The organism is Amycolatopsis sp. A1MSW2902 (genome assembly GCF_017312175.1).
In the GTDB taxonomy this organism is placed as follows: Bacteria; Actinomycetota; Actinomycetes; order Mycobacteriales; family Pseudonocardiaceae; genus Amycolatopsis; species Amycolatopsis nivea.
Genome location: NZ_QJPO01000001.1, coordinates 7606311 through 7619204 on the forward strand (window position 1 = coordinate 7606311; position 12894 = coordinate 7619204).

The following is a 12894-nucleotide window of genomic DNA, read 5'->3' on the forward strand; positions in this document are numbered from 1 at the left end:
CCGGCCGGGGGAGGGTGCCGGCCGGGTCCGAGGTCGTCAGGCGACTGCCGCGAGTTCCCGAGTCGGGGTTACCGAGCCGACGACCCGGTTGCGGCCGCTGTTCTTCGCCGCATACACCGCCGCGTCCGCCGCGGCCATCACTTCCTCGATGCTCGTCCCGTCCAGCGGGAACGCGGCTACCCCGATCGACGCGGTCCGGTTCTCGATCGAGACCGACTCGCCTTCGTTCGTCTGCGTCGGGATCACCAGTTCGCTGATCCGCTGCCGGATCCGTTCCGCCGTCACGATCGCGTCTTCCTTCGACGTCGACGGCAGCAGCGCCACGAACTCCTCGCCGCCGAACCGGCCGACGAGGTCGTGTGCCCTCGTCTCCTGTTTCACCACGGCGGCAACGGCTTTGAGCACGTCATCGCCCGCGAGGTGGCCGAACGTGTCGTTGATCCGCTTGAAGTGGTCGAGGTCGATCATCAGCGCGCCGAAGCTGCCGTTCTCGCGCTCGGCACGGGAAATCTCGCGCTGCGCGCCGTCCTGCCAGGTGGTGGCATTGAGCAGCTGGGTCTTCTGGTCCGTGGTCGCGAGCTCCTCGAGCCGCTTGATCAGCATCGAGCGCTGCAGCACGTACAGCGGCAGGATCACCAGCACCGACAGCAGCGGTTCGTGGCTCAGCACCATCACGAGCAGCCCGCCGACGCACAGGGTCGCCAATTCCAGCAGGTTGTCGTCCATCGTGCCGAGGCACGATTCGGCTGTCGCCTTCGCCGGGTCGGTCAGGAACAGGCCAAGGCCGGTCAGCGCGGTGTTGACCAGGAAGTATCCGAGCGCGCCCGCCACCACGGTGGTGACGCTGTGGCCGTCCGCGAGGTGTCCGGCCAGCGCGGCGCCGAAGCCGGACAGGATCATCGTGGTCGCGTTGGCCGCGACGCGGTGCGCCTCACCGGGGCGCGTGCCGTTCCAGCTGCGGAACGCCAGGTAGACGTAGATGATCACGCCCAGCGCGGCCACCAGCTGCGGCGGCACCAGCAGCGCCGCCGGAAGCAGCCACACCGAGGTCACCGTGATGTGCGGGCCCTGGCTCAGCATCCGGCGCTGCCGCTCGATCTGGCGCGTGACCTCGGTCTGCGCGATCGCGAGTCCGGCGAGCATGCCGAGGATGCCGATCTGACTCAGGCTGACCGGGAACACCAGCGCGCTGACCACGGTGAGCACCACCGTGACGGCCATGCTCGTCAGCGTGACCGCGACCCACTGCCGCGGCCGGGACCAGAGCGACCACCGGGAAACCGCATCGCGCAGCCCCAGACCAGAAAATTCCCCCAATGTGACCATTCTTCCCCCCGGGTCTTGCGCGGATCTCCAGTGACACTCGCCTTACTCACAGTTTCAGACCGTTTGCCGCCTGTCCACAAGGGCCTTAGGTGTGTACATTTTTCCCGAACACGCCGGATGAAGGGTGACCAGCGATGCGCAGCAAGGAACAGTGACCGCGTAGCAGCACCGCAAGGTCGCGCAGGTCAGAGCCTCACGCGCGGGGCATGTCGGGGTATTCAGGCATGTTCGGCGCGTGTGGCTTCCTTCGCTGACCCGTCTTCGGCCTGCCTGGAAAAGGTGCGCTGCCACGCGATGGCGAGCGGAATCGTGATCAGCAGGCCGGCTAATCCGAAGATCCCGACCGTCGTCTGGGCGCTCACGTGGTCCGCGATGACCCCGCCGATCAGCGGAGTCACGCCCATCGTCGTGGTCAATCCGGTGTTCGACAGCCCCATCGTCTGCGCCCGGCTCTCGTCCGGGACCGCGACCGTCAGCGACGCCGTCGCCTGCAGCAGCGCGATCGTGCCGAAGCCGCCGGAGATCACGAACAGGACCACCGACACGATCGGACCCGGCTGCAGGAAGCAGAGCAGCAGTGGGATCGCGGCGAGCGCGGTCATCGGGCCGATCAGCTTCGGCCGGATCGCCGCGGGCACCCAGCGCGTGTAGATGAACGTGAAGATCACGCTGCCCACCGGGTCGGCGGCAAGCAGGAAACCGATCATCTCGGACCCGCCGCCCGACGAAGCGACGTACGGCGCGGCGATGCCCTCGTACACCGGCATCAGCCCGGCGAGCCAGGTGAAGACCATCAAGGAACGCAACGCCGTGGTCGCGAAGGCGACGCGGCCGCCCGCGCTCAGCGAGGAGAAGAACGGCTTGCGCTTTTCGCCGCTGGCCGCGGCCGGGCGGGCCTTCAGTCCGAAGCGGAGGAAGAGCGCGGAGAGCACGAAGGTGCCCGCGTCGAGCACCAGGGCGAGGCGGGCGTCCATCGCGAGCAGCAGCGCGCCGCCGCCGGCGAAACCGAGCAGCTGCGCGGATTGGACGGTCATGCTCCGGATGCCCATGCCGACCACGAACCGGTCGCCTTCGAGCACCTGCGGGAGCAACGCCAGCTGAGACGCCTTGAACGGCGGATTCAGCAGCGAAACACAGCCGACGAGCACGCATAGTGCCCAGAACGGCAGTCCGGGAATGGCTACGCACAGAATCAGCACCGCGCGCGTGAGGTCGACGGTGACCATGACCGCCCGGCGCGGGAAGCGGTCGGCGAATCCGGTGAGGAAGATGCCGCCCAGCAGCGACGGGAAGAACGTCAGCGCGTAGGTGAGGCCGGTCAGCGTCGCCGAACCGGTGTTGGCGTAGACGAGGACGGACAACGCGACCCTGGCCAGCTGGTCACCGGCGATCGACAGCAGTTCGCCGAACCACATCGCGCGGAACTCGGCGACTCCGAACACCTCGCGGAACGTGACCCGGTGTGGTGCTGTCGTCATGCGTGTTCTCCCCGCTGCTGTGTGCGGACTGTGCCGCACTAGTGACCAACGGGTGACCCTAGATCCTCCTGGTCACGGGCCGGTCACACGAAGTGAGTTGTCAAGCTCAGTGTCTCGTGACTGTTGGTGATTCTCTAGGTTCTTTCGCCGGTATCCGACAGGTCACGGTCAGTTCGCCACGTGTCCAGACGATAGCGCTCCGCACTCTCCGCCGGGGACGCTTCGATCTTTGTGGTTTGTGACACATCCTTTCGGGTGGTCCGTCCGCAGTGTGGAACGGCCGCCGCGGAGGCGCCCAGCCGCGTAGCTTCGCCCGAGTGACGGCTCTCCCGACGTTCACGCTCGCCATCGTGGGCGCCGGACCTCGCGGGGTCGGCGTCCTCGAACGGCTGTCCGCGAGCGCCTCCGGCCTGCTCGGCGACCGGCGGATCGAAGTCCACCTCATCGACCCGTTCCCGCCCGGCCCCGGCCGGGTGTGGCGGTACGAGCAGTCGCCGCTGCTGCGGATGAACTCGATGCCCGAGGACGTCACCGTGTTCACCGACGACTCCGTCCGGATCGACGGTCCGGTGCGGCCGGGCCCGTCGCTGATCGAGTGGGTGCGGCAGGTGCGCGCGGGGACCCTCGACTACCCGGTGCCGGACGACGTCCGCGCCGAGTTCGAATCCCTCGCCTCCACGGATTTCCCGACCCGGCGGCTGCAGAGCCGGTACCTGGAGTGGTTCTACCGCAAGGTGGTGGCCGAATTGCCGCCCGGCATCACGGTGGTCGAGCATCTCGCCACGGCGGAGAGCATTGACGACGACGAGACCGTGCGGCTTTCCGACGGCAGGACCGTGTCCGCCGACGCTGTGGTGCTGACTGTCGGCCACCTCGACGCGGTGCCCGACTCTCGCGAACGCGAGCTGGAGGCATTCGCCGAGCAGCACGAACTGTCCTACTACCCCGCTGGCTACACCGCGGACGTCGACTACTCCGCGGTGCCTGCCGGAGAACCGGTGCTAGTACGCGGTTTTGGCCTCGCGTTCGTGGACCTGATGCTGTTGCTCACGGAGGGGCGCGGCGGCCGATTCGAGGAACTGCCGTGCGGCGGCCTGCGCTACCACCCGAGCGGTGCCGAGCCGGTGTTGCACGTCGGTTCCCGGCGCGGGGTGCCGTATCACGCGAAGACCGGCTACCGGTTGCGCGGGAAACCGTTGCAGCTGCCCAGATTCTTCGACAAGCGAGCCATCGACGGGTTGACCGGTCCGCTCGACTTCCGCGCGGACGTGTGGCCGCTCATCGCAAAGGAACTCGCCTGGGCGTATTACACCGAGCTGTTCACCGGACATCCGGATCGCGTGCGTACGGATTTCGCGGTGTTCGCGGACAAATTCGCCGACCTGCCGTGGTTGTCGTCCGAAATGGACGCGCTGATCGCGGACGCGGTGCCCGCGCTGGAAGATCGGCTCGACCTGGAGCGGCTGGACCGCCCGTTCGCGGGCCGCCGGTTCGATTCCGGCGAGGAATTCGGGAAAGCGGTGCGGAAATACATCGAGTCCGACCTCGCGCGCCGGGCCGACGTGCACCACAGTGCGGACCTCGGCGCGTTCCTGGCCCTGCTGTCAGTCGTCAGTCAATTGCCCACGCTGCTCGCGACCGGACGGTTGACCGCCGCGTCTCAAGTGTCCGATATGGACGGCTGGTTCCACGGCTTCTTCTCTTACTACGCAAGCGGTCCGCCGCCGCGTCGACTCGAAGAACTGCTCGCCCTCGAAGACGCTGGCGTCGTGTCGTTCCTCGGTGCGGACATCTCGATCGCCGCCGACGAGACGACCGGGACGTTCGTCGCGTCGAGCGTCAGCCATCCGGACACTGTCACCGCACGCACGTTGATCGAGGCGCGCCTGCCGGACGCGAGCGTGCCGCGAGTGTCCGATCCGCTGTTGCGCAACCTTCGGGACACCGGTGCGCTGGTCGAGGAAACCGTGCCGGATGTCGACGGTGAGACGTTGCCTTCCGGGCGGATCGCCACGACGCTCAGCGACTTCCGACTGGTCACTGTGGACGGAGGGGTGCATCCGCGGCGGTTCGCGGTGGGTCCGCACACGAGCGTCCGTTCGGCGGGAGCCTTCACTCGGCCGCGCACGAACGCGATCTCGTTCCGGCAGAACGACGCGCTGGCACGGGAAATCCTACGGCTGGCTAACCCTTGACCGTCGGCGCGATCTGCTGCGCCCATTCCCAAGGTGCGGCCGTGTCGCCGGGCAGCGAATTGAAGTACTCCCAGCCGTCGATGCCGCCGAAGTCCGAGTACTTCTGGACGAGGCTTCCGACGGTGTTCTTCAGCGTCGGCATGTCGACGTAACCGTTGCAGTTGGCGGGATTCGTGACCGTTCCGGCGACCACCTTGCTCGCCGGGACGACGCCGTGACTGATGATCTGGTCGTAGCCCGAGGTGTCCGCCAGCGAGCCCCAACCGCAGTAGAACTGGGCGTTGAACCAGGAGATCTGGTCGCCGCGCTCGCGATAGAGCCGATCGTAGTCGAGACCGGAAAGACCACCTCCGCCGCTGAGTTCGGTCGCGACCGGCGCGAGGGTGATCAGGAAGTCCGGGCCGAAGTCGCCCCGCAGCGCGTCGATCACCCGGTTCAGCGCGTCGTTCGACATCTGTTCTTCGACGTCGAGATCGATGCCGGACAGCGAATGGTCGCGGATCAGGTTACGCAGCAACGGATAGTAGGTGTCGAAGTCCTGCTCCAGACGCTGGAAGCTGCCCTTAGCCGCGCCGCCGACGAAGGCGAGTGCGTGCACGCCTTTGCTTTGCATCGTGGCGAGATCAGCCCACATCTGCGTGAACTTGGCGTCCGACGGCGGGTCGTCGTTGAGCGTCATGGTTCCGCCGTCGTTGAGGTGCACGGCTCCGACGATCACGTCAGTGACGCCAGCGTCGTGGTCGGTGAGCCCCAGCGGGGAGATGTACGACCCGTTTTGGTGCGTTGTTTGGTAGTACACAACGACTCTGCGTCCGGTCGCCGCCGTCGCCGGGGCTGCTCCGCAGAGCACCAGGAACACCGCCAGCACCGCCGCCGTGATCTTCCGCATAGGTTCGGACCATAGGACGGCAGCGGTGCCCGCGGTAGGGCCGATCGAGTCAGCAGCGGCCCAGCATGTCCGTCAGCGCAGACTTCTCCGCCGAATTCACGGTGAGCTTGAACTTGTACTTGACCGTCACCCACATCTTGGCGTAGGTGCACCAGTAGCCGGTGGACGGCGGCTTCCACTGGTCCGGCGACTTGTCGCCCTTTTCCTGGTTCACGTTGTCGGTCACCGCGATCAGCTGCGGGTCGGACAGGTCGTTGGCGTAGGCCTGGCGCTGATCCTGGGTCCAGGACGAGGCGCCGGTGCGCCACGCGTCGGCGAGCGGCACCACGTGGTCGATGTCCACATCGGACGGAGAGCTCCAGGTCGCCCCGTCGTACGGCGAGGTCCATTTCCCGGACGTCGGGTAGCAGTCGGAGCCGACCTGGACGTTCGTGCCGTCGCGCTTGAGCACCATCTCGCGCGTGTTGCAGCTGTTGCCCTGGTCGATCCAGTGCGGGAACTTGTCGCGGCTGTAGCCGTCCTGCGAGCCGTCCGGTTTCACCGTGAGACCGGCGAGCTGGCTCTTCGCGGTGTCCGCCGACGGGATGCCCGGCGGGGTGGCGTCGGCGACGCCGACCGTGACCGAGCCGAGCAGCGCGACGCCGGCCAGGACGGTCAAGGAGTTGCGAACTGTACGTGTGGTCGGCATATTGCTGCCTTCCTGGTCAGATGCGGGACTGATTCACCTTTGACCACGAAAGTGGCGTGCGCAACACCGTCAGGTGACGGCTAACCGACCTTCTGTAAACGGAAAGTCACCGAGCGTCCCAGTTCGCTTGAACCCTGTCCGGCGCGGGCGGGTCAGCCGCGGACTGCCCGAAGATCGACTGTGTGCCGGTACCAGGTCCGCCGGGTGACCTCCCGCTCCTGCGGTACACCGTCGATGACCAGCGAAGACGTCGGCAGGCAGCCGAGCTGGAAGGCGCGGCCGCGGAACGTCGAGGACCGTTTGACGAGCTTGCCGCGGGTGATTCGGGCGGTCACCCCTGAGTCGTCCGGTGCGACCTCGATGCCGGAAACCGAACCGTCGAAAGCCACCTGTTCGTCGCAATACGCCTGGCCCTTGACATCGCGCAAGGTCGCGTGCCCGAGGAGCACGCCGCCGGTGTCGTCGCGCACGAGGGAGGTTTCGGCGTCCTCACCCTTCCAGGCGAGCGCGAACGCCTCGTCCGGGTCCGCGGGCAGCCGCCAGTGCGCGGCGACGCGAGAGCCGGACTCCGTGGCCACGAAACCGACGGACACGCCCGGGAGGACTTCGCGGCGCATGAGACGCACCACCACGGCGGCGAGGTCGGCGTCGGAGCCCAGCACGACGAGCCGGTCGTGTTCCCCCAGCAAGGGGTCGATTTCCGCCTTGCCGGGACGGTGCCCGGCGTGCACCAGCGGGACGTCGCCGAGCCGCGCGGGGAGATCCGCCGCGGCGCCGCAGGCCACCACTATTCCGCGCACTCCGGCGTCCTCCGTTAAAGTCATGCACCGGCATTTACCAGCGCCACCCGTGTCCCCGTCCGGGGTCACTATTCCTATTGCCGAACACCTGGAGTGTCACATGCCGGCCATCGTGCTGATCGGTGCCCAGTGGGGGGACGAGGGCAAGGGCAAGGCCACCGACCTGCTCGGCGACCGCGTCCAGTGGGTCGTCCGCTACCAGGGCGGCAACAACGCGGGCCACACGGTCGTGCTGCCGAACGGCGAGAACTTCGCGCTGCACCTCATCCCGTCGGGGATCCTGACGCCGGGCGTGACGAACGTCATCGGCAACGGCGTGGTCATCGACCCCGGCGTCCTGCTGGACGAGCTGGCGGGTCTCGAGGAGCGCGACGTCGACACCAGCAAGCTGCTGATCTCGGCCGACGCGCACTTGATCATGCCGTACCACGTGGCGATCGACAAAGTCACCGAGCGCTACCTCGGCAGCCGCAAGATCGGCACCACCGGCCGCGGCATCGGCCCGTGCTACCAGGACAAGATCGCCCGTGTCGGCGTCCGCGTGCAGGACCTGCTCGACGAGAAGATCTTCCGCCAGAAGGTCGAGGCGGCACTGGAGTTCAAGAACCAGGTGCTGGTCAAGGTCTACAACCGCAAGGCGCTCGACGCCGACCAGGTCGCCGACGAGGTCCTCGCGGCGGGCGAGAAGTTCGCGCACCGCATCGCCGACACGCGGCTGCAGCTGAACCAGGCCCTGGAGCGCGGCGAGACGGTGCTGCTGGAGGGCTCGCAGGGCACGCTGCTCGACGTGGACCACGGCACGTACCCGTTCGTCACGTCGTCGAACCCGACGTCCGGCGGCGCGAGCGCGGGCTCGGGCATCGGCCCGGGCCGCATCACGACCGTGCTGGGCATCCTGAAGGCGTACACGACGCGCGTCGGCTCCGGCCCGTTCCCGACCGAACTGGACGACGAGTCCGGCGAGTACCTGCGCAAGCAGGGCGGCGAGTTCGGCGTCACCACCGGCCGCTCCCGGCGCACCGGCTGGTTCGACGCGGTGATCGCCCGCTACGCGGTGCGGGTCAACGGGATCACCGACTACTTCCTGACCAAGCTGGACGTGCTGTCCGGCCTGGAGAAGGTCCCGGTGTGCGTCGGCTACGAGGTGGACGGCTTCCGCACCTCGGACATGCCGATGACCCAGACCGACGTGCACCACGCGGTCCCGATCTACGAAGAGCTGCCGGGCTGGTTCGAGGACATCTCGAACTGCCGCACGTACGACGAGTTGCCCGCCAACGCGCGGGCTTACGTCGAGCGGATCGAGGAACTGTCGGGCGCGCGGGTCTCGGCGATCGGCGTCGGCCCCGGGCGGGAGCAGACGATCGTGCGGCACGAGTTCGCCTGATCTTTTCGGTTGGAGCGGCCAGGCTGGTTTCGTACCGGCCTGGCCGTTGTGCTTAGCGAACCGTTGTGGTGACTGGGGTTTGATTGCGGAACAGGTCGAGCACCGGGCAGTGCTCGTCCACCGCGCGACGGAGTCGTTCGTAGGCTTCGGGCGCGGCCGGGCCGTCGAGTTCCACGGACACCCGTACGTCGCTGAAGCCGGGGCGGGTCGATTCGTCGAAGCCGAAGAAGCCGTGCAGGTCCAGGTCGCCGTCCACTTTGACGCGCACCGCGTCGAGCGGAATGCCGAGGCGCGCGGCCCAGAACTGGTACGTGATCACCTGGCAGGACCCGAGCGCGGCCAGCGCGTACTCGACCGGGTTCGCCGCCTGGTCGGTGCCGCCGAGCGCGGGCGGTTCGTCCACGGTGAACGCGTGGTCGCGCACCCGGACGTCCACCACGGTCGCGGTGTTCGCGGCCAGCGCGTGGTCGACGCTGAACGACACCGCCGCGTTGTGCCGGTCCGTCTGCACGGCCTGGCGGGTGCCGTCGATGACGTCGGTCAGTGACATCGGTCCTCCTGGAGTCGTCGGGCGTCCAGGGTGCGGGTCGGCCAGGTCGACGGACAGGGGCTCTCGTCGGCTGAGAATCCGGCTGGCACAAAGCCGCGCGGTTGTTCCGGCTGGTGAGAAACCGGTGGTGCGCCTGAATAATTTGAAGGCATGAGCGTCGGACTGACTTTGCCCGCCCTTCCGCGGGAAGACATCACCGTGACCGAAGTGCTGGACCAGGCGCGGGAGGCGGAGGAGGCAGGCGCGGCGTCGATCTGGTTCGCCCAATTGCCCTGGGGTCCCGACGCGCTGGCGGTGGCCGCGCTGGCGGGCCAGGTGACGTCGCGAGTCGAGATCGGCACCTCCGTCGTGCCGATCTATCCGCGGCACCCGCTGGTCTTGGCGGCCGCCGCACGCACCGCGAGCGAGGCGTCCGGCGGGCGGTTCACGCTAGGCATCGGCCTTGGCGCGAAGAACTTCCTCGAACCCGTCTACGGCACGCCGTATCCGCCGCCGGTGCGGCACCTGCGCGAGTACCTGACTGTCTTGCGGGCGTTGTTCGCCGGAGAACAGGTCGACTTCACCGGCTCGACGGTGGAGGCGCACCTGCCGGAGCCGGCGTCAGCCACCCCGGTGTCGGTGCTCGTCGCCGCGATGGGCCCGCAGGCGTTGCGCGTCACCGGGGAACTGGCCGACGGCACGCTGCCGTACCTGGCCAGCCCGCGGGCTATCGCGAACCTGATCGTGCCCGGGATCGGCCCGGGCAAGCGGGTGATCGCGGCTGTCCCGGCCGTGGTGACCAGCGACGTCGACGCGGTGCGCGAAATCGCGGCACAGCAACTCGGGTTCTACGGCTCGATCCCGTCGTACCAGCGCATCCTGAAGGAGGGCGGCGTCGAAAACGCGGCGGAATTGGTGCTGATCGGCGACGAGGAGACCGTCGCCGCCGGCGTGCAGCGCTACTTCGACGCCGGCGCGACCGACGTGCTGCTCACCCAGACCGCCCTGCACACCGACGAAGACCGGCTGCGCACTTGGCGGCTGACGGGCGAGCTCAACTCATCCGGTTCGTAAGGGTTGTCGTTACGGACATTTCCTCCAGATCGAGTTCGCGCAGGACCTTCTGCAGAACGTCGTCGTCAAGGCGTCCGGCGCGGTTCTCCTCGATCATCGCCGCCCGCTGGGTGATGAGGAGTTCCCGCCGCGCCTTGGCGAACTGCGCCTGCGGACTGTCACGACGCTCCTCCCCGGACAGCGTGATCGCGGCCTGCGCGAACCGATAACGGGTGTCCACCACGCGTTCCAGCCGTTGCTCGAGCCGCTTCATCTTCTCCGGCTCCATGTCCAAAGTAGACAGTTGGTCGCGAGCAAGCTCGCGCAACCGCTCGTGCGCGGCTTTCTGCGCAACCTTGCGCGCGGCCAGCTCCTCGGCCTGGTCGCGCGCGTCCTCGTCCGGATCCTGGACTTTGAGCAGCCGGATCAACGGAGGCAGCGTGAGCCCCTGGATCAGCACAGTCCCGACCGCGACGGCGAACGCGAACAGCTGAATCTCCGCACGACCAGGCGTATCCGCAGGCACCCCAGACGCGGCGGCGATGGTGACGACGCCACGCATGCCGGTCCAGGAAATCACCGCGAGCGACCGCCAAGCGGGCGGATCGTGCCGAGTGCGTCTGAGCAGTTGCAGCGACCGCGGCAGATAGCTGGACAGGAAGACAGCCGGAATCCGCACGAACATCGTGGCGAGCAACACGACGATCGCCGACAACGCGAGCGTCCCGTTGTCCCGCGCAGCATGCTGCGCCCCGTCAAGCACGAACGGCAGTTGCAGCGCCATCAAGGCGAACACCAGCGCCTCGAGCATGACGTCGATCGACGCCCAGACAGACCGGTCCTGCACCCGCGTCGCCGGCGACGCCCGCAACGACCGACGCCCGAGGAACAACCCGGCCGTGACGACCGCCAGCACCCCGGACCCGCTGAACTCGGCCCCGAACGGATGCAGGTGTTCCGCGGTGACATACGCCGCGAACGGCACCACGATCCCGAACGCCGATTCGAGCAGCGGATCGTCCAGCCTCGTGCGGATCACCTCGACGACCCCGCCCGCGACCAGCCCGACCAGAATGCCGACCACCGTCGCGACGGCGAAAACCGCGAACCCGTGCCCGAGCGACCCTGCGGTCCCGACCACCGCCGCGAGCGCGACCTTGTACAGCGTGAGCGCGGCCGCGTCGTTGACGAGACTCTCGCCGGTGAGCACCGTCATCACCCCGCGCGGCAACCCGAGCCGCCGCCCGATCGCGACGGCGGTCACGGCATCCGGCGGAGACACGACCGCCCCGAGCACCAGCGCCGACGCCCACGGCAAATCAGGCAGCAGCAGGTGCACGACGAACGCGATCACGAACGCGGTGGCCACCACGAGCAGCACGCCGAGCGTGATGATCGGCCGCAAGTTCGCACGAAAGTGGGAGATCGAACTCTCCAGCGACGTCGAGTACAGCAACGGCGGCAACACGACGGTCAGGATCAGCTCTGGCTCCAGCTCGACCCGCGGAACGCCGGGAATCAACGCGATCCCCAGCCCGACCACCACGATGAGCAGCGGCGCGGACAGGTTGAACCGCCGAGCGACCGCGGTCAGCCCCAGCGACCCGGCGAGCACGCCGACCAGCGTCAAGGTCTCCATGCTTCGCATCTTGACTCATGGATCAGGCGAGGCGCGGATGGTGTGGGTTCGTGTCGGACTCCCTTCGGGGTGCGGCGGATGGGTTGGTTGGGGGCGGCTTGTTTGGTGGGCCGCGTGGAACGTTGGTGAGTGGGATGGGCATGGCGCTTTCCGGGCGACGGTGCCGGGTTCGGCGGTGGTCGGTGGGCGTGGATCGGTGGCGGGTGCCGGGCTTGCTACTTGGAGGGCAGCGCCCACGGGTCAGTCAGCGGGTGGCCGCGGTGGTTGGGGGCGGCGATGGTTGGGGTGCGGGATGCCTCCGGAAGGGTCGTGGGCTCGGACTTGCTGCCTGGCGTTGCCGCGGAGGCAGGTGGCCGGGGTCGGCGGTCGGTAGACGGTTCGGAGGTCGGGGCAGCGACGGGCGAGGTCGCCTGACGGCACCGCGTGAATGGCGGACATGCGGCGCTGAGGAAGCCGGGCAGACGGACGCTGCGACGTGGTTGCGGTCGGTTCACCTCACCGCGGGACGGGCTCGTGGTCGGTGCGCGATGGTTCGGCGAACGGCTGGGTCTGCTCGCGGACTCCGGTCAGGTGTTCGGCGGTGAAGCGATGCGGGACCAACTCCGCCGGGTGGAGTGGTGCCGGACGACGGTGGAGCATTGGCGAACGCACCGCCGCCGAACGCACCGCCGCTGAATGGCGAGATGCAGGACCAAGCGCTGCCGGGTGGCGCGGCATCGGACGACCGCGCAGCCGACCTCGGAGTGTTGTCGAGCGGGGCGGTGCCGGACGAACGTGGAGCACCGCCGAACAGAGCATCGCCGAACGGAACCCTGCCGATGGGAGCGCCTCCGAAGGGAGTCGTGCCGATGGGAGCGTCGCCGAAGGGAGCCCTGCCGAACAGAGCATCGTCGAAGGGAGTGCTGCCGAA

The 12894-nt window shown here is 68.1% G+C and carries 10 protein-coding genes; 3 read left to right on the top strand and 7 right to left on the bottom strand.

Translation table 11 applies throughout. The features are described 5' to 3' along the window. Nucleotides 1-36: 36 nt before the first annotated feature. Both DMP23_RS35450 and DMP23_RS35455 read right to left on the bottom strand, forming a co-directional pair. Nucleotides 37-1221 (bottom strand): GGDEF domain-containing protein, encoded by a 1185-nt coding sequence (locus tag DMP23_RS35450; protein WP_051728675.1) that lies wholly within the window; start codon nucleotides 1219-1221, stop codon nucleotides 37-39. Nucleotides 1222-1544: 323 nt separating this feature from the next. Beyond that, nucleotides 1545-2804 (bottom strand): MFS transporter, encoded by a 1260-nt coding sequence (locus tag DMP23_RS35455; RefSeq protein WP_037808792.1) that lies wholly within the window; start codon nucleotides 2802-2804, stop codon nucleotides 1545-1547. A 317-nt stretch (nucleotides 2805-3121) separates the two neighbouring features. Here DMP23_RS35455 and DMP23_RS35460 point away from each other — a divergent pair, with 317 nt between their 5' ends. Beyond that, on the top strand, nucleotides 3122-4999 hold the full coding sequence (locus DMP23_RS35460) for an FAD/NAD(P)-binding protein (RefSeq protein ID WP_337823648.1): 1878 nt from the start codon (nucleotides 3122-3124) through the stop codon (nucleotides 4997-4999). Here DMP23_RS35460 and DMP23_RS35465 read toward each other — a convergent pair. The 3 genes from DMP23_RS35465 to DMP23_RS35475 form a co-directional block, all read right to left on the bottom strand. After that, nucleotides 4989-5888, bottom strand: coding sequence for a glycosyl hydrolase family 18 protein (locus DMP23_RS35465; RefSeq protein ID WP_337823649.1), 900 nt, complete (start codon nucleotides 5886-5888; stop codon nucleotides 4989-4991). The genes DMP23_RS35460 and DMP23_RS35465 overlap by 11 nt on opposite strands. A gap of 49 nt (nucleotides 5889-5937) precedes the next feature. Continuing rightward, entirely contained in the window at nucleotides 5938-6576 is a 639-nt protein-coding gene (locus DMP23_RS35470; RefSeq protein ID WP_043834747.1) for an HNH endonuclease family protein, read from the bottom strand. Nucleotides 6577-6728: 152 nt separating this feature from the next. Beyond that, complete coding sequence (locus tag DMP23_RS35475) at nucleotides 6729-7400, bottom strand: hypothetical protein (protein WP_240691211.1); 672 nt, start codon at nucleotides 7398-7400, stop codon at nucleotides 6729-6731. Nucleotides 7401-7476: 76 nt separating this feature from the next. On the opposite strand from DMP23_RS35475, the gene DMP23_RS35480 reads away from it, so the two are divergent. Beyond that, the gene (locus DMP23_RS35480; protein ID WP_037808782.1) at nucleotides 7477-8763 is read left to right on the top strand and encodes an adenylosuccinate synthase; all 1287 of its coding nucleotides are present in this window, start codon (nucleotides 7477-7479) and stop codon (nucleotides 8761-8763) included. A 52-nt stretch (nucleotides 8764-8815) separates the two neighbouring features. On the opposite strand, the gene DMP23_RS35485 is transcribed toward DMP23_RS35480, so the two are convergent. Beyond that, nucleotides 8816-9313: an OsmC family protein gene (locus DMP23_RS35485; protein ID WP_043834745.1), complete on the bottom strand. Its 498-nt coding sequence runs from the start codon at nucleotides 9311-9313 to the stop codon at nucleotides 8816-8818. 150 nt (nucleotides 9314-9463) lie between these two features. Between DMP23_RS35485 and DMP23_RS35490 the strand changes: the two genes are divergently transcribed. After that, a complete protein-coding gene (locus DMP23_RS35490) occupies nucleotides 9464-10366 on the top strand; it encodes a TIGR03564 family F420-dependent LLM class oxidoreductase (protein ID WP_337823650.1) in 903 nt (300 codons plus the stop codon). Here the strand turns inward: DMP23_RS35490 and DMP23_RS35495 are convergent. Continuing rightward, nucleotides 10347-11984 (bottom strand): Na+/H+ antiporter, encoded by a 1638-nt coding sequence (locus tag DMP23_RS35495; protein WP_337823651.1) that lies wholly within the window; start codon nucleotides 11982-11984, stop codon nucleotides 10347-10349. The genes DMP23_RS35490 and DMP23_RS35495 overlap by 20 nt on opposite strands. Nucleotides 11985-12894 lie beyond the last annotated feature (910 nt).